This is a genomic window from Streptomyces humicola, from assembly GCF_024436035.1.
In the GTDB taxonomy this organism is placed as follows: domain Bacteria; phylum Actinomycetota; class Actinomycetes; order Streptomycetales; family Streptomycetaceae; genus Streptantibioticus_B; species Streptantibioticus_B humicola.
Window position 1 is genome coordinate 51,389 of the sequence record NZ_JANFNG010000009.1, and the last position, 23,547, is coordinate 74,935.

Annotated in this window: 23 protein-coding genes and 1 pseudogene; 8 read left to right on the forward strand and 16 right to left on the reverse strand. The window is 70.3% G+C overall.

Annotation, left to right across the window (positions count from 1 at the left end):
- Positions 1 to 56 precede the first annotated feature (56 nt).
- From NGB36_RS14055 to NGB36_RS34050, 3 genes are all read left to right on the forward strand, one after another.
- On the forward strand, positions 57 to 956 hold the full coding sequence (locus NGB36_RS14055) for a PhzF family phenazine biosynthesis isomerase (RefSeq protein WP_255920589.1): 900 nt from the start codon (positions 57 to 59) through the stop codon (positions 954 to 956).
- Between the two features lie 7 nt (positions 957 to 963).
- Complete coding sequence (locus NGB36_RS14060; RefSeq protein WP_255920724.1) at positions 964 to 1,983, forward strand: zinc-dependent alcohol dehydrogenase family protein; 1,020 nt, start codon at positions 964 to 966, stop codon at positions 1,981 to 1,983.
- 242 nt (positions 1,984 to 2,225) lie between these two features.
- On the forward strand, positions 2,226 to 3,059 hold the full coding sequence (locus NGB36_RS34050; protein ID WP_443741509.1) for an SCO2400 family protein: 834 nt from the start codon (positions 2,226 to 2,228) through the stop codon (positions 3,057 to 3,059).
- Positions 3,060 to 3,104: 45 nt separating this feature from the next.
- Here the strand turns inward: NGB36_RS34050 and NGB36_RS14065 are convergent, their stop codons facing one another.
- From NGB36_RS14065 to bla, 7 genes and pseudogenes are all read right to left on the reverse strand, one after another.
- The gene (locus NGB36_RS14065; protein ID WP_255920590.1) at positions 3,105 to 3,677 is read right to left on the reverse strand and encodes a type II toxin-antitoxin system HicB family antitoxin; all 573 of its coding nucleotides are present in this window, start codon (positions 3,675 to 3,677) and stop codon (positions 3,105 to 3,107) included.
- 268 nt (positions 3,678 to 3,945) lie between these two features.
- Entirely contained in the window at positions 3,946 to 4,434 is a 489-nt protein-coding gene (locus NGB36_RS14070; RefSeq protein ID WP_255920591.1) for a DUF6069 family protein, read from the reverse strand.
- A 462-nt stretch (positions 4,435 to 4,896) separates the two neighbouring features.
- Positions 4,897 to 6,093, reverse strand: coding sequence for a cytochrome P450 (locus NGB36_RS14075; protein WP_308288847.1), 1,197 nt, complete (start codon positions 6,091 to 6,093; stop codon positions 4,897 to 4,899).
- Positions 6,071 to 6,802 (reverse strand): cyclodityrosine synthase, encoded by a 732-nt coding sequence (locus tag NGB36_RS14080; RefSeq protein WP_255920593.1) that lies wholly within the window; start codon positions 6,800 to 6,802, stop codon positions 6,071 to 6,073. Before NGB36_RS14080 ends, NGB36_RS14075 begins: the two co-directional genes overlap by 23 nt.
- 289 nt (positions 6,803 to 7,091) lie before the next feature.
- Positions 7,092 to 7,799 (reverse strand): hypothetical protein, encoded by a 708-nt coding sequence (locus NGB36_RS14085; RefSeq protein WP_255920594.1) that lies wholly within the window; start codon positions 7,797 to 7,799, stop codon positions 7,092 to 7,094.
- A complete protein-coding gene (locus tag NGB36_RS14090) occupies positions 7,792 to 8,370 on the reverse strand; it encodes a SigE family RNA polymerase sigma factor (protein WP_255920595.1) in 579 nt (192 codons plus the stop codon). Before NGB36_RS14090 ends, NGB36_RS14085 begins: the two co-directional genes overlap by 8 nt.
- Positions 8,371 to 8,510: 140 nt before the next feature.
- Positions 8,511 to 9,074, reverse strand: a pseudogene (bla, locus tag NGB36_RS14095) (class A beta-lactamase); the annotation flags it as partial.
- 209 nt (positions 9,075 to 9,283) lie between these two features.
- On the opposite strand from bla, the gene NGB36_RS14100 reads away from it, so the two are divergent.
- Positions 9,284 to 10,807, forward strand: coding sequence for a carboxylesterase/lipase family protein (locus tag NGB36_RS14100; RefSeq protein ID WP_255920597.1), 1,524 nt, complete (start codon positions 9,284 to 9,286; stop codon positions 10,805 to 10,807).
- 22 nt (positions 10,808 to 10,829) lie between these two features.
- Here the strand turns inward: NGB36_RS14100 and NGB36_RS14105 are convergent, their stop codons facing one another.
- The 4 genes from NGB36_RS14105 to NGB36_RS14125 form a co-directional block, all read right to left on the reverse strand.
- Positions 10,830 to 11,114, reverse strand: a complete 285-nt coding sequence (locus NGB36_RS14105; RefSeq protein WP_255920598.1) for a hypothetical protein — start codon at positions 11,112 to 11,114, stop codon at positions 10,830 to 10,832.
- A gap of 273 nt (positions 11,115 to 11,387) precedes the next feature.
- Positions 11,388 to 11,939, reverse strand: a complete 552-nt coding sequence (locus tag NGB36_RS14115; RefSeq protein WP_255920599.1) for an SgcJ/EcaC family oxidoreductase — start codon at positions 11,937 to 11,939, stop codon at positions 11,388 to 11,390.
- Positions 11,940 to 11,994: 55 nt separating this feature from the next.
- Positions 11,995 to 12,777, reverse strand: a complete 783-nt coding sequence (gene erm, locus NGB36_RS14120; RefSeq protein WP_269470168.1) for an ErmE/ErmH/ErmO/ErmR family 23S rRNA (adenine(2058)-N(6))-methyltransferase — start codon at positions 12,775 to 12,777, stop codon at positions 11,995 to 11,997.
- A gap of 316 nt (positions 12,778 to 13,093) precedes the next feature.
- The gene (locus tag NGB36_RS14125; protein ID WP_255920725.1) at positions 13,094 to 13,690 is read right to left on the reverse strand and encodes a nitroreductase family protein; all 597 of its coding nucleotides are present in this window, start codon (positions 13,688 to 13,690) and stop codon (positions 13,094 to 13,096) included.
- Between the two features lie 318 nt (positions 13,691 to 14,008).
- Between NGB36_RS14125 and NGB36_RS14130 the strand changes: the two genes are divergently transcribed.
- Positions 14,009 to 14,740 carry a VIT1/CCC1 transporter family protein gene (locus tag NGB36_RS14130; protein ID WP_255920726.1) on the forward strand — a complete coding sequence of 244 codons (732 nt, stop codon included), beginning with the start codon at positions 14,009 to 14,011 and terminating at the stop codon, positions 14,738 to 14,740.
- A gap of 23 nt (positions 14,741 to 14,763) precedes the next feature.
- Here the strand turns inward: NGB36_RS14130 and NGB36_RS14135 are convergent, their stop codons facing one another.
- The 3 genes from NGB36_RS14135 to htpX all read right to left on the reverse strand — a co-directional run bounded on the left by NGB36_RS14135 (position 14,764) and on the right by htpX (position 17,519).
- Complete coding sequence (locus NGB36_RS14135) at positions 14,764 to 15,606, reverse strand: maleylpyruvate isomerase N-terminal domain-containing protein (RefSeq protein ID WP_255920601.1); 843 nt, start codon at positions 15,604 to 15,606, stop codon at positions 14,764 to 14,766.
- A gap of 11 nt (positions 15,607 to 15,617) precedes the next feature.
- Complete coding sequence (locus NGB36_RS14140; protein WP_255920602.1) at positions 15,618 to 16,508, reverse strand: hypothetical protein; 891 nt, start codon at positions 16,506 to 16,508, stop codon at positions 15,618 to 15,620.
- Between the two features lie 108 nt (positions 16,509 to 16,616).
- Entirely contained in the window at positions 16,617 to 17,519 is a 903-nt protein-coding gene (htpX, locus tag NGB36_RS14145; protein ID WP_255920727.1) for a zinc metalloprotease HtpX, read from the reverse strand.
- A gap of 192 nt (positions 17,520 to 17,711) precedes the next feature.
- Between htpX and NGB36_RS14150 the strand changes: the two genes are divergently transcribed.
- A complete protein-coding gene (locus NGB36_RS14150; RefSeq protein ID WP_255920603.1) occupies positions 17,712 to 17,900 on the forward strand; it encodes a hypothetical protein in 189 nt (62 codons plus the stop codon).
- A gap of 102 nt (positions 17,901 to 18,002) precedes the next feature.
- On the opposite strand, the gene NGB36_RS14155 is transcribed toward NGB36_RS14150, so the two are convergent.
- On the reverse strand, positions 18,003 to 19,985 hold the full coding sequence (locus tag NGB36_RS14155) for a hypothetical protein (RefSeq protein WP_372509436.1): 1,983 nt from the start codon (positions 19,983 to 19,985) through the stop codon (positions 18,003 to 18,005).
- Positions 19,986 to 20,549: 564 nt separating this feature from the next.
- Entirely contained in the window at positions 20,550 to 21,725 is a 1,176-nt protein-coding gene (locus tag NGB36_RS14160; RefSeq protein ID WP_255920605.1) for a Gfo/Idh/MocA family protein, read from the reverse strand.
- Between the two features lie 141 nt (positions 21,726 to 21,866).
- Between NGB36_RS14160 and NGB36_RS14165 the strand changes: the two genes are divergently transcribed.
- Positions 21,867 to 22,889, forward strand: a complete 1,023-nt coding sequence (locus tag NGB36_RS14165; RefSeq protein ID WP_255920606.1) for a LacI family DNA-binding transcriptional regulator — start codon at positions 21,867 to 21,869, stop codon at positions 22,887 to 22,889.
- A 125-nt stretch (positions 22,890 to 23,014) separates the two neighbouring features.
- Positions 23,015 to 23,314: an SHOCT domain-containing protein gene (locus tag NGB36_RS14170; protein WP_255920607.1), complete on the forward strand. Its 300-nt coding sequence runs from the start codon at positions 23,015 to 23,017 to the stop codon at positions 23,312 to 23,314.
- Positions 23,315 to 23,547 lie beyond the last annotated feature (233 nt).

Here is a 23,547-nt window from a genome sequence, read left to right on the forward strand (position 1 = left end):
CCGTAAGCGATAAGAATCGTTGGACGCGATGTCGCGTCGGGTGCGAGCGTTGACCCATGACCGAACGGGTAGAAAAAACCACACCGCAAACGTGCGCGGACACCGTCGAAGTCCTGCGCTACTCCGCCTTCACCACCGACCCATCGGGCGGCAACCCCGCCGGCGTCGTCCTCGACGCCGAAACGCTCGACGACAGCGTGATGCTGGCCGTCGCCGCCCGGCTCGGCTACTCCGAGACCGCGTTCGTCACCGCACGGGACCGGCCGGCGCGCCGCTATCGGCTGCGCTACTTCAGCCCCCGCGCCGAAGTCTCCTTCTGCGGACACGCCACGGTGGCAACGGCCGTCGCCCTCGCCGGGCGTGACGGCGCCGGCGAGTTCGTCTTCGACACGCGAGCGGGTGAGATCCGCGTGGCGACCAGCACCGGCGACGGTCCACCCCGCGCGACCCTCACCAGCGTTCCCGCCCGCTCCCGCCCCGCCGACGACGCAGAAATCGAGCCGGCGCTGAAAGCCCTGGGCTGGACACGGCAAGACCTTGACCCGGCTCTTCCTCCGCACATCGCCTTCGCGGGCAACCACCACCTCGTCCTCGCCGCCGGCACACGGGGGCGGCTCACCGCCCTCGACTACGACTTCGACGCGTTGGACGACGTCATGCGGCGCCACGGCTGGACCACCGTCCACCTGGTGTGGCGCGAGGACGCCAACTGCTTCGACTTCCACGCCCGTGACCCGTTCCCGGTCGGCGGCGTCGTGGAGGACCCGGCCACCGGCGCCGCGGCCGCCGCCTTCGGCGGCTACCTGCGCTCCCTGGGGTTGGTCGAGGAGCCGACCCGAGTCCGCATCCGGCAGGGGGAGGACATGGGCCGCCCGAGCGACCTCCTCGTCGACGTGACCCCCGACGACCCCCGCGTCCGCGTCACCGGCCAGGCCGTCCGGATCCCGGAGGAGTGAAAGCGTGATGAAGACGAGGTACTACCACCTGCCGCACTTCACCGGAGCAGACGCCCTACGGCTGGACGAACGCGACGTGCCCGCTCCCGGACCGCACGAGGTGCTTGTCCGGATGCGAGCGTGGTCGCTGAACTACCGCGACCTGATGATCGCCGCGAACGCCTACGGACGCGCACTGAAACCCGGGGTCATTCCACTGTCCGACGGCGCAGGCGAAGTGGTCGAAACCGGCACCGAGGTCACACGGTGGGAGCCAGGCGACCGGGTCATGAGCGTCTTCATGCCCGGATGGCTCTCCGGCCCGCCCAGCGCGGAGAAGACCTCGGGCGCTCTGGGCGGCACGGCCGACGGTGTTCTCGCTGAACACGTGCTCTTCGACCAGGAAGCCGTCGTCGCCGTCCCCCCGCACCTGGACTTCGCCGAGGCCGCGACACTGCCGTGCGCCGCGGTGACCGCATGGCACGCAGTGGCGGCGGTGCACGGCGGGCTCAACCCCGGCCAGACCGTCCTGACGCTGGGAAGCGGTGGCGTATCGCTGTTCGCGCTGCGGTTCGCCGCCCTGGGTGGCGCTCGGGTGATCGCCACCTCCAGCAGCGACGCCAAACTGGAGCGGCTGCGCTCACTCGGAGCCTCAGACGGGGTGAACTACTCCCGGACACCCGAATGGGGTGAGGTGGTTCACGAGTTGGCCGGGGGTGGAGTCGACCACGTCATCGAGGTGGGCGGGGCGGGCACGGTGCAGCAGTCGCTCACAGCCGTACGCACGGGCGGTCGCATCAGCCTCATCGGGGTGCTGGCGGCCAGGGGCGGCGGCATTGATCCATCGTTGGTGCTCCGCAAAGGCATCACCCTCCAAGGGCTGTTCGTGGGCAGCCGGGAGATGTTCGAGCAGATGAACCGCGCGATCGAGCAACACCGGATCCGCCCCGTCATCGACAGCACCTTTCCCTTCTCGGACGCGGTCGCCGCCTACCGCCACTTCGAGAGCAGGGGCCACTTCGGCAAGGTGGTCATCACGGACGACTGACGGAGCGGGCATGGCCCTGGCCGTTCGACGAATTCCGCAGCAGTCCCGTTCACCGGCCTGGCGGCACGTCACCTTCGCCACCGACAGCACGGGAACTCAAGGAAAGTGTTACAAGAACCACCCGATCACTTCCGGCCATCGTCCTATAAAGTGACTGCCCGCACGGTCTGGTGTGCGACCGTACGTCAGGTCGCCATCGTCCCCCGTCCCCAAGCGGCATCGTCAGCACAGGAAGATCGCAGATGGACTACTGCCCCACCTGCCGTCGGCACCTCAACGGGGCACTGTGTTGCCCAGGGTGCGGCGCTTTCGTTGGCACCGGCCTCGTAACGGATACGACGATGCCTCAGGCCGTGGCTGACCACTATCCCCATTACCCCGGGGACCTTCTTCGCGAGGAGTTCACCGCTCCGGCCCCCTTCGATGTGCCCGTCGCCGGCGCCACGCCGCCAGGCCCGGCGGGGCGGCGTCGGCGACGGGCACGCAAGAAGAACAGCCGGCGGCGGGCCGTGGCAGTGACCGCCATGGCGCTGTTGGGCGGCGGCCTGACCGCCGCAGCGCTGCCCAACGGATTGACTTCCGGCTCCGCGCGTGCGGCCTCGATGCCGGATCTGGCTGATCCCGAGGTCACGGCGGCGCAGAATCCGATCGCGCTCGCCTCGGCGGAGACGAACACACCCGTTGCGACACCCGCGTCACCTCACGCGGCCGCCGGCGGAAGCCGGCAGCCGTACATGCCCGGCACCAGCTCCCCGACTGCGACGGCAGATGCGCAACCGGACGCGACCGCCGGCGGGCCCACCACCACGCAGGCCCGGACACACAGCCCGCGGGCGGAAACCGGCCGGCCCGCCGGACGGCAGATTCACCCGCCCTCCGGCTACCCCACGCACGACACGTCCCCGCCCTCGCCTGCGCCCACCTCCACGTCGACCGGCGACCCGGGCGCGGGAGCCTCCGAATCCCCAGCACCCAGTCCCACGCCACGAGGTGACCAGTCTGCAGCGCCCCGGCATGCGGCCGGTCATCACGAAGGGCGACGGGAGCACGGTCGGATGCACTCCGGCGGCGAGTGAACCGCCCCGCCCCGCCCCGCTCAGCCTCGGGCGAGGGAATGTGAGCTAGGCATCGTCGTCAGCGATGGCCCAGGTCGGGCGGGTGAACGATGGCGGGCGGTTCCGTTTGGGGCGCACTGCACTGCCGTTGTCGGATGCGCCATCGGCGGGCCCCGGTCCCGGTCCCGGTCGCGGACGCCGATACCGGGGCGCAGACCGTCCCGTATCGCTGCTTGTGCCGGTAGCCGGGACTGGTGCGCCCGCCGCGGGCAGTGGGTTGCGATGCCGTGGACGGGAGCCGCCGGCTGGAAGGAACTGTGCCACCTGTTCGGGAGAGGCGCCAAGCAGACGGCAGGCATCGCTCTGGGTTACGCCCATGTCCTCGAACAGCACGCGGGCGGCATCGGCGAGAGCCTGCCGTTCGGCATCGGCCGCTTCGGCGGCGCGCCTTCTTGCCTCCAGCACACCGTGCAGCAGCGACGCGACTTCCGGAACCACCAGATCCACGGCAATCGTGTGGGACGGAACGGCAAGGACCGCGGCGATGGCGTCGCGCGCCATGTCCTCGGCCTCGTCGAGCGTGCGTCCCTGGGTGTGGATGTCGAGCGCTGCGACGTCGACGGCCCACCACCGGCCCATTCTGCGGAGCAGCGCTTCATAGGGGGTACTCACAGGGACTCGACCTCCTTGATGATGTCCCGGCCTTGAGGGCGTCCCGGCGGTGCGTTCGACGGTGGTGCGTTCGGCAGTTCCGTGGGCGTGGGGCCGGGCAGCGCAGAGGGCCTGCCTCGTGCTGTGCTCATGTGATGGTTGGCTCGCGGCGCCTGTCGCCGCTACTCGCCGAACTGGTGCGGATGCGAACAGGGTTCGCCACACCGGTCGGCAGGTCGTCGGTGCGTGAACACTCCTACCACTCGCGAGATTCGTACGCGGCTTGCCGGTACTGCTGCCGCGACCGCGATCGTGCTCCGTTGGCCACGCTCGTCAGCAGCGTGGTGATGGCCAGCCCGATGAGGGCGTTCAGCACGGTAGTGGCGATGATCTCGGTGCTGGTCCCGATGACCTTCAAGGGGATCACCACGGCGACCACGGTCAGCAGCCCCATGATCCAGCCAAAGAACACGGTGCCGCTCGGCGTGGTCCCGACCAGGAGGTGCAGCAGGCCGGTCGCGGCCAGCGCGATGACACCGACCCCTATCGCGTAGGTGGTGTTGTTGGCGTCGCCCCACAACCCGTCACCTATGGGCGCGAAGACCGCCAGGTGCAGCAGTCCCCTCGCGACCAGAATGCCGACCTCCGCGACCAGTGCGGCCACCACGGCCGTCGCCAGCCCGCCCGCCCACAACCGTCCGGCATCGATCTGTGGTGCGTCGGGCTCGGGGTAGCTGCTCGTCACTGGGTTCTCCTCTTTCGCGTCCGATGATGGCCGCATCAATCGCCCGGCCAGCGGTGTCCCCCGGCAGGGCGCCTGGCCGCATGAGGGCGTCATCCTGTGATCGTCCTCATCGGTGGGCACACGCGCCCGCGGAGCGGCGGTCCATCTCGCCCTCTCTGTCTCTGTTGCCTCTGTTGCCTCTGTTGCCTCTGTTCACTGCGCCGCCGGGGACGTCGGCATGGTTCACGTCGGCACTCGGGATCGAGTGGCCAGCAACGCTAACGAGGCTTCCCGAAGGCGCTACGCAGCTCTTGTGACGCTCTTGCAAAGATTGCTTGCCGGTGAAGCGGCTCCGGCGCCGCCGCCGTGCTGCGGCGTCCGGTCCAAGCGGATCTTGCAGACACCAGCGCGCCCCTTGAGCTGAGGTGCAGCGATGACCGCAGGAGCTCAAGGGGCGACGGGGGCGATTCTGTGGCGAGGGTGTTACCAGGTCACGGGAAGCCGTTCCGGAATGCGCTTCATGAAGCCCGTACGCCAAACGAGCTGTTCGATCGGCACGGCCAGGTCGAGGCCGGGCATGCGTTCCAAGAGGGTTTCCAGGGCGATTTCCGCGTGCTTGCGGCCGAGTGCGGTGGCAGGACAGTAGTGAGGTCCTCCGCCGAAGGAGAGGTGGGCGCCGGCGTTGGGGCGGCCGAGGACGACGTCGGTCGGGTCCGTGAATTCCTCGGGGTCGAAATTGGCGCCCTCGACCAGCACCAGTACCAGTTCATCCTTCTTCACCTCCGCGTCGCCGAGCCGGACGTCCTCGAGCGCGAGACGCGGCAGCGCGTCACCGATCGAAAGGTTGATCCTCAGCAGTTCCTCGACGGCCGCCGGTATTTTCGCCGGGTCGGCGAGCAGTTCGGCCTTCAGCTCGGGATGCTGGATGAGCGACACGAGCGCCATCGTCAGAAAACCGGACGTGCTGATGACACCGGCGCCGAACATCGTGACGCCGACCGTGGCCAGCATCTCGTCCGTGAGGTGGTCGTAGTCGGGATCCTCGCGCAGCTCGGCGAGCTCGGCCATGAGTCCGGTGGTGGCCGGGTCGTCGAGCCGCTCCACCATGTAGGCGATGTCGCGGTCCCAGTTGAGCTTCGCCCCCGTGATCGGGCACGCCGAGTTCATGAACGCGATGTCGAGGGACCGCATCAGCTTCGGCGCATCCGTCTGCGGGATGCCGAGGAGATGGCAGTGCATCCCGGCCGAGTAGGGGTCGGCGAAGGAGCCCCGCAGATCCACGGGCGCGCCGTCGGCCATGGCTGCGTCGATCAGAGCGGCGGCGTTCGCGCGCATCCAGTCCACCATGCCGGGCGACTTCGGGTTGAGCGCCTTCAGCACGGCTTTGCGCAGCCCCGCGCCGGTGATGTTGCCCATGTTGTTGACGACCTCCGGCGGGATCGTCAGGGCATACTGCCGGGGCACCCCTGGTGCGGAGGTGTCCTTGAGAGAGAAGCGGACGTCTTCGAGCACCTGCTTGCACAGGCGATAGGACGAAACCAGCCACGCTTCGTCCCCTGCGATCGTCCGCACGCGGCGTACGGGGGTCTTCTCCCGCAGTTCCTCGACCTCGGACGGGATCCGGCTCCCGTTCCATGAGAACGGGAAATCGATCAGGTCAGGCAGCGTTTCGACGGTCACTGTCGGCTCCTTCGGCGGGGGTGACGATGGCATGGCCCTGGTTGCGCGAGGCACGCAGCCCGGCTCCGCGGGAGTAGAGCAGTTCGGCCATCGGGAGAAGCTGGTGGTAGCAGTTGAGCGAGGACGGCACGCCCAGGATCGCGGGGGTGTCGAGGAACAGCGGCGCCTCCGCGCAGACGTATTCCAGACACACCGAGCGCTGCTGGGCGGTGGGCGATTTTCCACCAAGGACCTTCGAGGAGAGGAAGGTGCTCACCAGAGCGTCGCAGGCGAAGCGGAATTCCTCGTCGGTCTCCAGTCGGCCTCGCAGGTCCCGGTGGATCTCCTGGTAGGCGGCGCCGGTCTGGAACTCCGACATCGGGTGTGCCCGCAGGCGCGTTCCCTCGGGGTCGGCCTCGGCAGCCGCGTTGGTCACCTTCGCCCGTACCCCGCGCAGGTTCTTCACCGCTTTTCTGCGGGCGTCATCGACCGTGTAGCCGGAGGCCGCGTACATCTCTGCCACGTACAGGTCGGTGTACACGAAATCGACCTGGTCGAAGTGGGCCAGACCCCAAGCCGCGAGGTCGTGGAGGCGCTGGGCCGAGAAGTAGCTGTTACCGGGCGAGACGCCGATGACGGCGTGAGCGCCCTCGTCATAGATCACCTGGCAATGTGGCGTATACGGCTGGACTGCGAATGTGTCGGCCATCAGCACGGAGGCTGTGGTCACGGGGGTAACCCTCCGCCGCGCGCTAGTCCCAGCAGGGCCCTGCGCCCCGGGTGTGGCTGCGCGACGCCCTCACGCTATCCGTCCCATGCGAACACGAGCAGTTACCGCAGAGTTTTGGCTGAAATTGATCGGTGGATCATACAGATCGCCTGGTCGGGGCCGGGAAGGGCCTTGGTTGTGGTGGCGACGAGCGGGCCCGCTGTCGCGCAGCGCCAGGCGGCGAAGACCTGGGAGTCTTCGGTGCCCACCCTCACCCGATGGGCAGGCAGGTCCAGTGGGGTGCCCGCCCTCACCCGATGGTGCGTTGGGCCAGGCAGTCCCCCCATGCCGTGGCCAGGCCGGACGGGATCTGGCTGATCGCCGCGCATCCGAGCGGACTTGCCGGGAGTCCGTCGCCGGCCACGAAGATCCAGGTGCCGCCGGGTCGTTGGACGAAGTACTTCATCGCGCCGCCTGCGTCCTGCAGCGCGACCTGCTCGGCGAGCGTGGAGCCGGCCGCGGGCATGAAGCGGGTGCCCGCGTATGTGACGCCGCCGCACGTGCCGTAGTAGAACGTGCCCTTGACCGGTTCGATGTGAACGAGCCCCTGCTGTGACTGACGGTAGGCCGCCGTGACGGCGTCCTTCACGGCGGGTGACGCCACGAGCGACCGGCAGGAGGCGGTGCTGTTGCCGGCGCCGTTGGCGCTCGGTGAGGGCACGACAGACGCACGACCCGACGGTGGGGTGGTCACGTCCGACGGGTTGGACGGCGCGCTCGTCGCCGGGTGCGTGGTGACGGTCGACGACGGGCCGCTGCGACCGGGCAGACCGGTCGCGGCGAATGCCCCGCCCCCGACCGCGGCCGCAGCAACGACGGCCAGCGCCGTCGTGACGACGGAGTGCCGGCGCCGCAGCTGATCGCCGCGCGCACGGACCGCGCCGGCCGGCCGTGGGCTGGTCCGCGCCGCAAGCTCCGCCGACCCTGACCGCAGGATGGTCTCGAAGTCCTCACGCATGGTGGCGCACCTCCTGGTCGGTGGGGCCGAGGCCGAAGGTCCGGCCGACTCCGGCCGCACTGGGTGCGGGTGCGGTGTCGGGTGCGAGGTCGGAGTCGGGGTCGGACAGATGAGGCGCCATCGCCTGACGCCCGCGTGAGAGCCGGGCCTTGACCGTGCCGACCGCGGCCCCGGTCTCCCGCGCGATCTCCTCCACGGACAGGCCGACCAGGTGGTGCAACACGATCGCCCGGCGCTGCTCGGCGGGGATGCGCCGCAGCGCCGCGACGATCGCCACGTAGTCCGGGCTCGCTCCGGGGACGTCCTCGGGCATGCCATGGCGGCGATGGGCCGCCAATCGGTTGACCGCCTTGCGCCATGCGCTCACCCTGATGCGGCAGGCGACCGTACGTACCCATGCCTCGGGATCGGCGTAGCCGGACACCTTCTCCCAGCGCTGCCAGGCGCGAGCGAACGCCTCGTGCACTAGGTCCTCCGCCTCGGCACGGCTGCCCGTCATCGCATACATCTGGCTGGTCAGCCGACGCACGCTGCCGGCGTAAAACGTGTCGAAGTCGCTTTGGTCGCGCATACGCCCCCCTCCACATCACGGGTTCGAGGGGCATGACGCCCTCAACCACTTGTCACGCCCGACTGCCGGACCGGGTTGCACCATCATGCCGGGCGGTGGCTCCGTGGATCAGTGGATCAGTGGCTCAGTGGATCAGTGGCTCAGTGGAGCGCGGCGAGGGCCGTCCTGGTGGCGTCCGCGATCAGGGCGTCGTCGGAGGGCACGTGCGGGAGACCGCGGTCGGACAGGACGGCGATGGCAATCGGGGCGCCGCCGGCCGGCCAGGCGATCGCGATGTCGTTGCGCGTGCCGTATCCGCCGTTGCCGGTCTTGTCGCCGACCCTCCATCCGGTGGGAACGCCAGCCCGGATGTAGGGCCCGCCGGTGGTGTTCCCCACGAGCCAGTTTGTCAGCAGCTGCTGTCGGCTCCGGGACAGCGCGTCGCCGAGGACGAACAGCCGCAGATCGGTACTGAGCGCCCGCGGGGTGCTGGTGTCCCGGATGTCGCCGGGCGTCGCGTCGTTGAGCGCGGGTTCGGTGCGGTCGACGTGAGTGGTGGCGTCTCCCAGGCCGCGGAGCGCCGTTCGGATCCCGGCGGGGCCGCCAAGCCGGTCCAGGAGCAGGTTCGCGGCCGTGTTGTCGCTGAACTGCAGCGCGGACGCGATGAGATCGCGGAGCGTCATTCCTGTGCCGACGTGCTCGGAAGTGATCGGCGAGTAACCGACGAGGTCCGAGGCACGGCCCTACGGAGCCGGCAGGCGGCTGTATCTGGAGCCCGGCTCCGCGCAGGCCTGCCGCTGGGGCGCCTACGTCACCGTCGGGCGGCCCGAGCGCTGACCGCGCCCGCCGGCATCTTGCTCGCAGCCAGCGCCGTCGGCAGCATCGGTATTCGGTATGCAGCTCGCGCACCGCCGGTGAGAGATGGGAAGAGACGATGCAGGAACCGATCGTCAGCACCGCGTACGGCTCAGTGCGCGGCACCCTCACCGGGGAACGGGTCGCGGCATTCAAGGGCATCCCGTACGCGGCGGCGCCGGTCGGCGCCAACCGCTTCCGCCCGCCGCAGCGGCCAGCTCCGTGGCCAGGGGTGCGTGATGCCGCCGCGTACGGGCCGACCGCGCCGAAGGCCCCGTACGGCCCGCCCTTCGACGAGCTGCTGCACGAGGTCGACATCCCCGGCGAGGAGTATCTGAATCTCAACATCTGGACCCCGGACACCAGCGGAGATCTGCCGGTGATGGTGTGGGTGCACGGCGGCGCGTTCGTCAACGGCTCCGGCTCGGCGTCCGTCTACGACGGCACGCGCTTCGCCCACCACGGCGTCGTCCTGGTCACCCTCAACTACCGTCTCGGCGCCGACGGATTCCTCCACCTCGGCGGCCTCGCCGACGAGTCGAGCGCCAACCTCGGGCTGCTCGACCAGATCGCCGCCCTGGAATGGATCGCCGAGAACATCGCCGCCTTCGGCGGAGACCCCGGCAACGTCACCGTCTTCGGCGAATCCGCCGGAGCGATGAGCATCGGCACGCTGCTCGCCATGGAGCGCGCCGCGGGTCTCTTCCGCCGCGCGATCCTGCAGAGCGGCGCCGCCCACCACACGCTCACCCCCACCACCGCCCGCCTCATCGGCCGGCACCTGGCGGCCCTCCTCGACGTCGAGCCCACCCGCCAGGCCATCGCCGCCGTCCCGCTCGACCGACTCGTCGCGGCCCAGCAGCAGCTGCGCGCCGCGATCTCGGCCAACCCCGACCCGGCCCGCTGGAACGAGGCCGCGTTCAACCTGATGCCCTTCGAGCCCGTCATCGACGGCGAGCTGATCCCGGCCGCACCGATCGAGGCGATCGGGAGCGGCGCCGGTGCGGACGTCGACGTCCTCATCGGCACCAACAGCGACGAGTACCGCTTCTTCCTCACCCCCACCGGCGCCATCGACCACATAACCGATACCGTGCTGCGCCGCAGCACCACCGCCTACGGACTCGACCCCGACCTGGCCCTCCCCGTCTACCGCGCCAACCAGCCGGGCGCCACGCCGGGCGACCTGCTCGCCACGGTCAGCACCGACTGGTTCTACCGCATCCCGGCCGTCCGCCTCGCCGAGGCCCACACCGCGCACCGCGCCGCCTCGACCTACGTGTACGAGTTCGCCTGGCAACCGGCCACCTACGACGGCCGCCTCGGCGCCTGCCACGCCGCCGAACTCCCTTTCGTCTTCGACAACCTCCACGACAAGTCCCTCGCCGGAATCACCGGCACCGAGCCGCCGCAGCACCTCGCCGACGCGATGCACAGCGCCTGGATCGCCTTCGCCACCACCGGCGCCCCGGGCTGGGCGCCTTACGACACCACGAACCGGCCCGTCATGCGCTTCGACACCGCATCGGACGTCGTCCTCGACCCCCACCGCCAAGAACGCCGCCTGTGGGACGGCCGCCGCTGGAGCGGCCACGCCACCTGACGGTTCGCGAGTGCCCAACGGCTCACGAGGCCGAGCCGGCCCCGTTGCTGCCCGCCCCCGCCGACTGCCAGGCCTGGATGCCCGCCTGGGAGGCCTGCTTGGCCTGCTGCAGTTTGGCGGCTGCCAGCTGTGACGGGGGCACTTCCATCTGCCGCACCCACCGCCGTCCCGCGGTCACCAGGGCGAAGCCGACGAGCGTCATGCCTGCGAACGCCAGTGTCGCTCCGACCCCGGTGAGGACCGCTCCGGCCGCGATGAGCCGCGTGTCGATCTCGAGAGACCGCCGGGAGTCGTTGACGTCGTTCATAGGTTCACGATGGGACACCGCGGCCGTCAGCGCATCCCGGGACGGGCACCCGTGGTGCGTCGGGTGCACCGGCCGGCGAGACGTGGACCCGGAAGCCGTTCGGGACCGCCGTTCCGGACAGCGGGTCGACCAGGGTGCCGTCCAGAAACTGGTTGACGTTGGCACCGGGCTCCCGAGAGGCGACGGTGAAACATACCGACCGGTTGGCATGCCAGGAAGGCCCCCGCCGCATGCACGCGCCCGACCTGCCTGACCGTCCCTGCCCGCCTCGCCTCAGCCTCCCGTCGGCAGCGCCGAGGAGTGGTGGCTGACGATGAGCCACCGGCCCCCGCGCAGCTCGTAGACGAAGGTGTAGCGGGCGTCGACCGTCGAGGTGGTGCCGTCCTTGCCGGTCAGCGTGAACCGGTACAGGCCGGTGTCGACGGCGCTGGTGGCGTCCAGTACGTCGATGACCCGTTGCTGGATCCGGGCCACCGGCCTGCTTTCGAGGAAGTGGGCGAAGTAGTCGACGATCCCGGCCCGGGTGGTGCGCATACGAGCCGACAGCGTCGGCAGCAACACGGCGTCGGGGGCGTAGAGATCGGCGACCCGGTCCGCGTCGCCGGTGGCCAGAGCCGCGTTCCACCGGTCGAAGAGACCGGCGATCTGCATCCGCGTGGGCAACGCGGGCAGCACGGCCGAGGTGACCGCGCGAGCCGTGGCCGTGTGTCCGGCGGTGGTCCGGGGGCGAGGTCCGGCCGCGTACGTCGATGACGTCGATGCCGTGCCGGCGAGCAGAGCGGCGGTTGCGGCGACCGCAACCCCCGCGGAGTACGTGCGCCTCATCGGGCACCTCCCGCGTCTCGGCGAATCTGCACATCCGTAGCATCAGCCTCTCCCATCACACACGCTCCGGCATTTCGAGGATGTGCCGGAACAACGTGATCCACTGATCGGGGTGGACGAATCCCACCACCGTTCCCCGTACCATCCCGGCCGCCCCGAACGCGGCGTCCACGCGCGCTCGCGGGAACTCGCGCCGCAACGAGGCGTGCAGCGTGCCTCCGACGCCGCTGAAACCGACCTCGACGAACTGCCGGTAGCGCGGCAGCACGGCAGCGGGGAGCAGGCCGTTCCCCCTGTGCGTCAGCCGCAGGATCCCGGAGTCGACACGGGGTACGGGACGGAACGCCCCGCGGTCGATGCGCCCGGCGAGCCGCCAGTCGAACCGCGGCCAGCTCTCCACCGTCACGCGGCTCCAGCTGCCGAAGTCGCCGGTGCGTTTGCGTGCGTACTCCCACTGCGTGACCAGCGTCGCCGACGTCAGGCCCGGTGCGTTCAGGCACCAGTTGACGATGGGCGAGGTCACCGCGTACGGAATGCAGGCGGCCACGGCGAACGGCTGTCGCGGGGGAGTGCTGTTCAGGAAGTCGCCGACCACGCACCGGACGTTGGGCAGATCGCGGCAGCGGGCACGCAGCCGCGCCGCCATGAACGGATCGATTTCGTGGGCCACGACGCAGGCCGCGCGGGCCGCGAGTGCGGCGGTGAGCCGGCCGTCACCGGCGCCGATCTCCACGACGAGACCTGCGGGGTCGATCCGTGCGGTGCGCACGATGCGGTCGATGGCTGTGCGGTCCTTGATGAAGTTCTGCGAGAACGAACGCCGTCGCTGGTCGCGCAGGCTGAGTCGATTGCGGGGCACGATCGCTGTCCTTGACACCGGGATGGGTACGGGCACGTGAGGCCCTGGACAGGCGAAGGCGCCACCGAAAGCACGCAGGACTCAGCGTCCGGCCGGAAGCCGGAGACCGGAGCCGGAGACAGACGGGGAAGTCGCGGAGGCGATCGGACGATCAGGCGTCGACGATCAGGCGTCGCGGCGGCCTGGCTGACCCAGGGCAGGGCGACGCTCGCGCGGGCGGCGGAAAGCGACGGCGCGAGCGGCCACGGCAGCGACCACGCCGCACGTACCGAACGTTGCAGACATAGCTGCGACCCTACGGCCTGGCCCGCGCGCAGCCAACCGGTTTTCCGCCGCGGGCCAGGGCCGGACTGAACCGGGTGACGTGCCCGGAGACGTCGTTGAGAAGACGCCGCGGCCGCTGGACCACCGGGTGCGGCGACCCGATGTCCAGGGAGCCCAGCAGCCGTTCGGGGGCGACGAGACCCAGCAGCTCACGAGCCGCCGAGCTGGCGCAGAGCCGTCCGGTTCGCCAGATGCTGCCGTAGCCGCGCGCGTGCAGCAGCAGCATCAGCGCGTGGACCATACAACTGGTCGCCGCCAGCTGCTCCCACTCCGGGATGCGGTGCCCGGGACGTGGTGCGAACACCAACGCCGCCACGAGCGGAGCACGCAGCACCTTGGCCTTCACCACCTCACCGGAGATCTTCTCGGTCTCGGCCTCCACCTCGGCGGCGAGGCAGGAGCCGAGGACGTCGCGGTCGCCGTCGCGTAACAGCACCCACCGCCACGGCCGGAGGTTCCCGTGGTCGGGCGCGGTGCTCGCGCCCTGCAACAGGTAGGTGAACTCCGCGTCACCGGGGGCCGGTTCCGACAGCATCTGTTCGCTGCGGCGGGTCAGTATCGCCGTCATGACGTCCACGTCGCCTCCCGTGCTGGGTTTGCTGGGTTTGCTGCTGCTGGGTTTGCCGGGCGCCTCCTATACGCCCTGGGCACGACGGCGGTTCACCTGACGCCCCGTGGTGAACCGCCGCCCCTCGGTTCCCGTTGATGAATCCGAACCCCCAGATGAGGTCCGCCGACTGCGGAGGTAGAGGTGGCTGCAGACACGCAATGGCTCCCGTACGCCGACTCGCAAGTGGAGGGGCGGCGCGACTGGCAGCCCGGATGGCAGCCCGGGTGGGAACCCCACCGTGACGCGGCCCCGGACCCGGCTCTCGTCCCGGCTCCGGTGTTCACCGTCGAGCCGCCCGTCCACCGGGAACAGGGACGGCACAGAGCGCTGCGGCATCGCGACGTCTCCGGCGGCTGGCTGCGGCCGGCCGTGTTCGGTGCCATGGACGGCCTGGTCACCAACGCCTCGCTCATCGCGGGCGTCGGCGGCGGAGGAGCCGCCAACCACACCATCGCCCTCACCGGTCTTGCGGGGCTCGTCGCCGGGGCCTTCTCCATGGCGACCGGCGAATTCATCTCGGTCACCTCGCAGAACGACCTCACCGTAGCCGAGGTGGCCGTCGAGGAGCTTCAGCACGCGCGCAATCCCCAGGCGGAGGAACGGGAACTCGCCGAGGTCTTCGTCAACCGCGGGGTGGCGCCCGAGCTCGCGGAGGCCGTCGCGCAGCAGATCTCCGCCAATCCACGCCAGGCCCTGGCGGTGCATGTGCGCGAAGAGCTCGGCGTCGATCCCGACGACCTGCCCTCGCCCTGGACGGCGGCGGGCGCCTCCTTCGCCTCCTTCACCGTCGGCGCGCTCATCCCGCTCCTGCCCTACCTCATCGGCTTCCCCGCCTTCGTGGTGGCGCTCACCCTCGCCGGGCTCGCCGCCTTCGCGGGCGGCGCCGCCGTCGCACAGCTCACCGGCCGCCCGGCCCTCCTGGGCGGGCTGCGCCAATTCGCCCTCGGCGCGCTGGCCACCGGCATGACGTTCGTCGTCGGGCACGTCCTCGGCACCCACATCTCGTAGCCGTCCAGGCAACGGCGAGCGGTTCAGGGGCTGGACACAAGCGCGGCCAGGCGCGGGCCGAGCCATGGCTTGCGCCCGCCGGCCCGGACCCGGCCGGTGGCGATCGCCTTCCACAACGGCATGCGCCGATAGCTGACCAGCAGGAATGGGGTGGGCGCCGCCATGATCCGGCAGTCGTAGCGGCGAGGTGACGCGTCGCGGGTCACCGTCGCCGTCCCGTCGTCGACGACGACCGCCAGCCGTGGACCGCCCGTGATGGCGAGGTCGAACGCGATGCTGACTCCTTGCGCCTTCGCCGTGTTCACAACGAGCGGCATCATCGCGGGCATCGTCCGACCGAGCACCAGGCGGGCTTCGCCGGGTGCGATCGTCCACGGGAGCCGTGCGCCGCGCGCGATGTCGAGGCCGTGGAGGAGGCTCTCGCTGAGCACCAGGCCGGTCGCCGTGCCCAGCGTGATCACGAGCTGCTTGCCGTACCAGGGGACGTTGACAGGGGTGTCGGGCGCGAGTCCCTCGGTGGCCTGCAGGAACATCTCGCCGTGCTCGGCGACGAAGTCGCCCGCGTGGAGGCGCTGGTCCGTACCGAACAGCGCGACCGCCCGGGCATTCACCTCCGTGATCCGCTCGATGAGCGGGCTGTCGCCGGGCGGCAGGAGGCGGTCCCAATCGATGAACTCATGGGTGAAGGCCGAGCAGTAAGCGAGATAGCACGCACGCAGATGCGCACCGACGTCGCCCACCGTCCACGGCGGTACGCCGGAGGGCGCGTCCATGTCGGCGATGCTGCGCAGCAGTTGGGCCAGACGCGGGATCACGGCGCGCAGGGCGGCGCGGGTAGCTTCGTGCTCGGCGTGCTCGGCGGCCATGCGCGCGTCCTTCACGCCCACAGTCCCAGATCGCGGGCTTCCTGCAGGGGCGTGCTCGTGCTGCACGAGCCGTAGGCCGCAAATCCCCGCCGTGTCGCCGCCACCGCTGCGGGGTCGAGCCCGGCGGCCCGCTTCACCAGGGCGGCCGGGTCGGTCACCCTCAGTGTCGCGGCCACCTGGTCGACGCCGGCCCCGGCCACTGCGTCGGCCGTGGCGAGAAGGAGGTTGAGGAAGCCGTGGTGGGTGAATCCGGTCCGCGGATCGGTGTGGCGGACCGCGTGGTGAAGGCCCGCCGTGGCCTTGACGGTGACGTGGTCCGAGGCTGCCACCACCAGTGCGGCGGCCAGGTCATCCGGCTGCGGGAAGAGGTCGGCGCGCACTCCTCCGCAGCGTAGTTTCATCCCGAGCCTCGTCCCTTCGTCGTGGGCGGCCATGGCCGCGGCGAGGCTTACGGCGTCGGCGAGCCGGGACGGCTCGACGAACACCGATACGTCCGCGTCCACTTGTGCCGCAATCACGTCAAGAACCGTGTCGAGATCCGTGTCGAGGACCGCGTCCAGCGCCCCCGCGGGCTCTGCCCGGCCGGCGGCCTTGGCGAGCGGGAACTCCAGCACGGACAGGGCAAGGCGCGGGTCGGCGGCGACCGCGGCCACCGCCGGGGCGAGCCCTGCCGCTCCGGTGTCGGCGATCAGCCCGACCCGGATCCGGTCACCCGCCTGCAGCAGCTCGCGCAGTTCGGCGATCCGCGACGCCGGGCACAGAAACCGGTGGGTCAGCATGCCGCTGCTCTCCGCCTGGTCGGCGCGGTGCCGCGCGAGGGCCGCGGCCATGGTCAGCTGTGTGGGCGGGAACAGTCCGGCGTCGTCGACCAGCCGCTCCAGCAGCGCCCGTTCGGCGGTCACCGCCCTGCCTCGCCCGGCTCCGGCGGGTGGCGGTCGGAGTTGCGCGATACGAGGTTGCAGATCACAGAGCCAGTCGTACCGCATCCCGGTGGTGTCGGCCAGAGCGCGTCAGGTGGGCTCGCCCAGCTGTACGGAGATCTTCGCGAGCTGTTCGAGGCGGCGCTCCAGGCTGGGGTGGGTGGAGAACAGGTTGAACAGCGTGGCACCGTCGCCGAGGGCCGGGGTGAAGAAGAAGGCGTTGAAGGGCTGCGCGGTGCGCAGGTCCTCCGTCGGGATGCGGGCGATATCACCGCTGACCTTGGTCAGAGCGGAGGCGAGCGCCGAGGGGCGTGCGGTGAGCATCGCCGCCGCGCGGTCGGCGGCGAGCTCCCGGTACCGGGACAGGGCCCTGATCAGCAGGAAGCTGATGGCGTACACGACGGCGGAGACCGCCATGATCAGAGCGAGCAGAAGCGCGGTGTTCTGGTCGTTGCGCCGCCCGCCGAACAGTTCCGAGTAGAACGCGAACCGGACCAGCAGCCCGGCAAGGACACCGAGGAACGAGGCGATCGTGATCACCGCGACGTCACGGTGGGCGACGTGGGAGAGCTCGTGGGCAAGCACGCCTTCCAGCTCATCGGTCTCGAGACGCCGCAGCAGGCCGGTGGTGACACACAGGACCGCGTGGTCGGCATTGCGGCCGGTGGCGAAGGCGTTGGGCATGTCCATCCGGGAGATGGCCACCCGCGGCTTGGGCATGTCGGCGGTGGCGCACAGGCGGTCGACGACGCCGTGCAGATGCGGCTGCTCCTGCGCGCTGACCTCCTGGGCGTGCATGGCGAACAGGGCGATCCTGTCCGAGTACCAGTACTGGGCGGCCAGCAACCCGCCGGCGACGACCACGACCAGGATCCAGGACCTCAGCAGGGCGACCAGCGCCGCGATGAACGCGACGTAGAGCAGGCCGAGCAGGAACATGGTGATCACCATGCGGACGCTCAGCTGCCGGTCGGGGCGGAAGCGGTTTTGCATGGCGCTCAATCCGGAATCAGTCTCGCGATACTGCAATGGTCCGCTGTGCGGACGGCGGCTGCAAGGGTCGGATGGTCCGTGCCCTGGATCGCCCGGCCCCGACGGGGTAGGCGCGCATCTGCGGAAACCAACCGGGACCGACCGGGACCGACCGGAACCCACCGGAACCCACCGGAACCGAAGGAGGATCGCATGATCGCTCTGGAGACCATCGGATTCGCGCTGGGCGTGATGATCTTCACGGTCGGCCTCCTGCTCTTCATGATCGGCGGCCCGTCCTACTCACATCCCAGCCGGGCGGCCGCACGCCGTGCGGCGCAGCAGCGCCCGCGGGCCGATCGGGAACGGGCCGATCGGGAACGGACAGACACCATGAGCTGATGAACAAGGCACTGCCGGGACCGGCAGCCGATCGCCGGTCCCGGCAGGGAGGAGCTCATGCCTCAGAGCAGGTCAGAGCAGGTCGGGGCAGGTCACGACGGGTCAGGGCACGACCTTGTACGTGCCGGTCGACCACAGCGCGCCACCGGTGCTCGGCCCGCCGCCGCTCTTGTAGACGACGAAGTTCCCGTCGCTCTGCATGATGGCGTAGGCGCCGGAGTGACCGGAGGTGCCGCTGGCCCACAGCGCACCGCCGCTGCTCGGCCCGCCGCCGCTCTTGTACACCACCAGGTTCCCGTCGCTCTGCATGTACGCGTACGCGCCGGAGTGGCCGGAGGTGCCGCTGGCCCAGATGGCCTTGCCATCACTGTTGCGGTACATCACGAAGTTGCCGTCGAGCTGCATCACCAGCCGGGTGTACTGCGCCTGCGTCCACCATCCGGGCTTGAGCTGCTGGCCCGAGCCGATGGTCTGGGAGTGGTCGTAGGTGCCGGTGGACCACAGCGCACCGCCGGTGCTCGGCCCGCCGCCGCTGCCGTAGACGACGAAGTTGCCGTCGCTCTGCAAGGTGGCGTAGGCGCCGGAGTGACCGGAGGTGCCGCTGGCCCACAGCGCACCGCCGCTGCTCGGCCCGCCGCCGCTCTTGTACACCACCAGGTTCCCGTCGCTCTGCATGTACGCGTACGCGCCGGAGTGGCCGGAGGTGTTGCTCGCCCACACGGCCGGACCCGTACCGCTGGGGCCCGTCTTGAGGTAGGCGACCAGGTTGCCGTCGGTCTGCATCGTCAGCGTCATGCTCGTGGTGACGAGGCTCTGCCCCGGGGTGAGCTGCTGGCCCGGCTGCAACGTGGTGCCGGTGCTCGACGCGTTGGTGAACGCGGCGGTGCCGTTGGGGGTGCCCCAGCCGGTGGGCCCGTCGTAGCCGGGGCCCGCGGTGCACAGGTAGCTCGGCGAGCAGGAGCCGTTGGAGCCCGAGGTGACGTCGTTCAGCGCCGAGGTGCGGGCGTACGGGTACGAGGACGGGTAGCTGTTCGCGGCCGGGGTGCCGGCGAGGGCGTAGACGGACGCGATGATCGGCGACGAGGCGCTGGTACCACCGTAGACGTTCCAGCCGGACTGACCGTAGGAGTCGTAGACGGCGACGCCGGTGTTCGGGTCGGCGACGGCCGAGACGTCGGCGATGGTGCGCATGGCGCAGCCGGTGTCGGTCTGCCAGCTGGGCTTCGGGTCGTAGCCGGAGCAGCCGGAGCCGGTGCCTTCGGGCGTTTGGCTGGTAGGGGTGTACCAGGCGCTCTCGCTCCAGCCCCGGGAGGTGCTCGCGCGACTGAGCGAGGTGCCGCCGACGGAGGTGACGTACTGGGACGCCGCCGGGTACTGGGCGCCGTAGCCGCTGTCGCCGGAGCTGGCGGTGATGGCGACGCCGGGGTGGTCGAAGTAGGTGGTGTCGGCGGTGAGCTCGCTGGAGTCCTCTGGGCCGCCGTAGGAGTTGGAGACGTACTTCGCACCGAGCGAGACGGCCTCATTGACGGCCGTGCCCAGGTCCGGCATGTTCGCGGAGCTCGCCTCGACGAGGAGGATGTGGCACTGCGGGCAGACGGCGCTGACCATGTCGAGGTCGAGCGATATCTCACCGGCCCAACCGGAGTCGGCCGCCGGGTAGTTGGTGCCACCGGTCTGGTCAACCTTGTGGAAGCAGCCGTTGGCCGTGGTGCAGGAGGGCAGCCCGTACTGCGAGCGATAGGTGGCGAGGTCGGACTCGGCGTTGGGGTCGTCCATGGCGTCGACGACGGCCACCGTCTGGCCCGAACCCGCGGTCGAGGAAGGCAGGTTGTAGGCGCTCTGCAGATCGGAGGGGCCGTAGCCAGGCGGGACGGCCATCGGGCTGAGGCTCATGTGCTGCACGACGTCGGTGCGTGCCTCGGCGAGGCAGGCCATCTGGCCGGGCTTGGTCGCCTGCGCGCACAAGCGCTTGACGTGTGCCGACGAGGCGGACGAGCCGGATGCGGGGGAGGCGGAGGCGGCGGACGGAGTCGCCGCAAGCACTCCGCCGGAGACGAGCGCCACGGTGGACACCGCAGTGGTCACCAAGAGTCTTCGTCTGCCGCCGGGTTCCTTCGTCGATCGTTCAGTCCTTGGGTGCAAGGAATTCCCCTCCTGTGGTGTGGCTGACGCGCCCATGACCGATCAGGTCATGGCAAACGCGACAAAACGCTGCAAGTGCGGGTCGTGCGAGAACAGCGGCGCGTCAGCGCTGAGTGCTGCGCGGTGAGGATCGTGTGGTGCGGGGCGGGCGCCGGGAGTGAGGAATCCTTTCTGCCACCCCACTGCCGACGGTTCGACAGTGAACGGCAGTGCGACTACCGCGGGGGCTGTCCGGGCGCGCAGCGCGCGACAGACCGGACATCGCAGGTAACACCGCGTCCACCAGGAGCGCTTCGGCAGAACCGCAACACGCCAACGTCTTCCACGCCCCCAGCATGAAGGTCAGCGATCCTCTCAACTCTGGCCGCTGCTGGCGAAGAAATTAATCAACCTGTCAACCACGAACAACCAGGATGAGGTAAATCCTTGCCCCAAACCGCTCACCCGCAGCCGCCGTTGCCGATCACGCCGGTCACGCTGCTCGCGCCGATGACGCCGATCACGCGCTCACGCCGGGTTCGTCCACGTCCCGGTGCGGGCGGACCGGATCATGGCGTCCAGTACGGCAGCGCTGCGCACGGCGTCGGCCGGCGTGGCGCCGTAGGGGCGCTGCTCCGCTACCGAACGCAGGAAGTGATACGCCTCGATGACCTTCAGGTCGTCGTAGCCCATGGCGTTCGCAGCGCCCGGCTGGAAAGCCGCGTACTCGCCATGACCAGGGCCGACGTACACGGTGCTGACGGGCTGGTCCTGGTAGGACGTGCCCCGGCTGACGCCGAGTTCGCCCATGCGGCGGAAGTCCCAGAAGAGCGCGCCCTTCGTGCCGTGGATCTCGAAGCCGTAGTTGTTCTGCTCGCCCACCGAGACCCTGCACGCCTCCAGGACACCGCGCGCGCCGGAGGCGAAACGCAACAGGCAGGAGACATAGTCCTCGTTCTCCACGGGACCGAGTTCGCCGCCCTCCGCACGGATGTGGCCCGCGGTCGCGCCTGCCGGGCGGGCGCGCTCCGGCACGAAGACGGCGGTGTCGGCGGTGAGTGAGGCGATATCCCCCAGCAGGTACATGGCCAGGTCGACGCCGTGCGAGGCCAGGTCACCGAGGACTCCGCTGCCGCCGCGCTCGCGCTCGTACCGCCAGGTCAGTGCGCCTTCGGGATGGGCGGCGTAGTCGCTGAACAGGCGGATGCGGGCGTGTGTGACCGCGCCGATCTCCCCGGCCTCGATCATGGCGCGGGCGCAGTCGACGGCCGGGGCGTTGCGGTAGTTGAAGCCGACCGTGCCCTGGACCCCGGCCTTGGCGACCGCATCGGCGACGGCTGCTGCGTCGGCTGCGGTGAGCCCGACGGGCTTCTCGATCCAGATGTGCTTGCCCGCCTCTGCCATGACGACACCGATCTCGCGGTGCAGGAAGTTCGGGGCGGCGATGCTCACCGCCTGGACGCGGGTGTCGGCGGCCACCGCCCGCCAGTCCCGGGTCGCCGTGGCGAAGCCGTACTGCGTTGCAGCCCCCTCCGCCCGGCCGGGCACCTCGTCGGCGACGACGACCGGCTCCGGCCGTACCGGCAGCTGCGGGAAGTGGTGCAGCACGCGCGCATACGCCTGGGTGTGCACCCGGCCCATCCACCCGAAGCCGACCACCGCGACCCCCAGCGGACGCCGTGACGTGACGCCGTCGAACTCCATGACCCACCTCTTTAGACCGGTCCAAACGCTGCCCGGAGCCACCCTGAGGGTCATCCACGGCGAATGTCAAGCACGCAGGCGTGAGCCAGCGGGACGCAGTCCGCACAGGTACACTGCATCGCATGTGGAGCGGTCCAAATCATGGGTGAGTCCGGGCGTGAATCCGGCCGGCCGCCGACGATCCGCGACGTCGCCGATCGCGCCGGGGTCTCGAAGTCGCTGGTCTCCCTCGTACTGCGCGGCTCCGACCAGGTACGGGACGGGAAGCGGCAGGCCGTCCTCACCGCCATCGAGGAGCTCGGCTACCGGCCCAATGCCGCCGCACGCAGCCTCAGCGAGCGACGCACCCGCACGGTCGGGGTGCTCCTCAACGACATGCGCAACCCGTGGTTCGTCGAACTGCTCGACGGGCTCAACTCCCTGCTTCACGACCGCGGCCTGCACATGCTCCTCGCCGACGGCCACCTCAACCGGCGCATAGGGGAGGACCTCACCCGTACCTTCACCGAGCTGCGAGTCGACGGCATCGTCGCCGTCGGCACCCTGCCCGATCCCTCCGCCCTGCGGACGGCCGCCGACCGGGTCCCGACCGTCGTCGCGGGCACCCGTGAGCCCCAACTGCCCAGGGTGGACGTCGTCGCCGGCGACGACGAGCACGGCGCCCGCCTCGCGACCGAACACCTCATCGGCCTCGGCCACCGGCGCATCGCCCACATCGCCGGTCAGGGAGCCGTCGGCGAACTGCGCCGCCGCAGCTTCGAGTCGACCATGCGCGAGCACAGCGCGGCGGGGCCGGCCGTTGTGGAGCAGGGCGACCTGACCGAGGAGGGCGGCTACCGGGCCACCGTCCGGCTGCTCAGCTCCCCCGAACGCCCCACCGCCATCTTCGCCTTCAACGACATCGCCTGCGTCGGTGCGCTGTCGGCCGCGGAGGAACTCGGCCTCCAGGTGCCCCGCGACCTGTCCCTCGTCGGCTACGACAACACCTATCTCTCGCGCCTGCGCCATCTGTGGCTCACCACCGTCGACAACGCCAGCCACGACGTGGGCCGCCGCGCCGCGCAGTGCCTGCTCGACCGGATCGCCGACCCCGCCCGCCCCGCCGAGGTAGTGCTGACCACGCCCGGCCTCGAAGTCCGCGGCACCACCGCGCCACCGCGCTGACGTCAAGGGTGGATTGACGAAGAGCGAATTCACGCCTGAGGAGCGGCCAAGCCGGGCATATATGGAGTGAAGGCCCGGTGGCCGGCACCGCCCGGCCGCCAGCCGGCCTCCGGAGGTGAAAGGCGATGATGTTCTGGTACGGCCACGGCATGAGCGGCTGGGGCTGGTTCACGATGTCGATCGGCACCGTCGCGTTCTGGGCGCTGATCATCACGGTGGTGGCCCTGCTCTTCCGCGCCCTCGCCCCCACCGGCAACGACGGCATCGACCGCACCCCGCCGCCCGACTGGCGCACCCCCGAGCAGCTGCTCGCCGAGCGGTTCGCCAGCGGCGAGATCGACGAGGACGAATACCGGCGCCGCCTGGACGTCCTGCGCGGCTCGGCCTCGCACACCACCCCGACCACCCCGACCACCCCGACGTAGCAGGCCGTCCCGGCGGGTCAGCCCGTTCCGCCGGTCCCGCCGGTCCCGATGGCTCAGCCGATGACGCGAAGCGGGGAACCGTCGAGGAAGGCCCGGATGCGCCTCGCCCTCCCCAACACGATCACCGGGGCGGATCTTCCCGCGAAGGGTCTCAACAGACCGCCGACCAGGCCCTCCCTCCCCCGCGGGGAGGGCCTGCGGCAGGCCGAACCCATCGTTCCCAAGTGCGGGGC

Coding starts and splice junctions, on each gene's coding strand:
- NGB36_RS14055 (WP_255920589.1), top strand. CDS start 57: ATGACCGAACGGGTAGAAAAAACCACACCGCAAACGTGCGCGGACACC.
- NGB36_RS14060 (WP_255920724.1), top strand. CDS start 964: ATGAAGACGAGGTACTACCACCTGCCGCACTTCACCGGAGCAGACGCC.
- NGB36_RS34050 (WP_443741509.1), top strand. CDS start 2,226: ATGGACTACTGCCCCACCTGCCGTCGGCACCTCAACGGGGCACTGTGT.
- NGB36_RS14065 (WP_255920590.1), bottom strand. CDS start 3,677: ATGGGCCGGTGGTGGGCCGTCGACGTCGCAGCGCTCGACATCCACACC.
- NGB36_RS14085 (WP_255920594.1), bottom strand. CDS start 7,799: ATGCGTGAGGACTTCGAGACCATCCTGCGGTCAGGGTCGGCGGAGCTT.
- NGB36_RS14090 (WP_255920595.1), bottom strand. CDS start 8,370: ATGCGCGACCAAAGCGACTTCGACACGTTTTACGCCGGCAGCGTGCGT.
- NGB36_RS14100 (WP_255920597.1), top strand. CDS start 9,284: ATGCAGGAACCGATCGTCAGCACCGCGTACGGCTCAGTGCGCGGCACC.
- NGB36_RS14105 (WP_255920598.1), bottom strand. CDS start 11,114: ATGAACGACGTCAACGACTCCCGGCGGTCTCTCGAGATCGACACGCGG.
- NGB36_RS14115 (WP_255920599.1), bottom strand. CDS start 11,939: ATGAGGCGCACGTACTCCGCGGGGGTTGCGGTCGCCGCAACCGCCGCT.
- NGB36_RS14125 (WP_255920725.1), bottom strand. CDS start 13,690: ATGACGGCGATACTGACCCGCCGCAGCGAACAGATGCTGTCGGAACCG.
- NGB36_RS14135 (WP_255920601.1), bottom strand. CDS start 15,606: ATGGCCGCCGAGCACGCCGAGCACGAAGCTACCCGCGCCGCCCTGCGC.
- htpX (WP_255920727.1), bottom strand. CDS start 17,519: ATGCAAAACCGCTTCCGCCCCGACCGGCAGCTGAGCGTCCGCATGGTG.
- NGB36_RS14150 (WP_255920603.1), top strand. CDS start 17,712: ATGATCGCTCTGGAGACCATCGGATTCGCGCTGGGCGTGATGATCTTC.
- NGB36_RS14160 (WP_255920605.1), bottom strand. CDS start 21,725: ATGGAGTTCGACGGCGTCACGTCACGGCGTCCGCTGGGGGTCGCGGTG.
- NGB36_RS14165 (WP_255920606.1), top strand. CDS start 21,867: ATGGGTGAGTCCGGGCGTGAATCCGGCCGGCCGCCGACGATCCGCGAC.
- NGB36_RS14170 (WP_255920607.1), top strand. CDS start 23,015: ATGATGTTCTGGTACGGCCACGGCATGAGCGGCTGGGGCTGGTTCACG.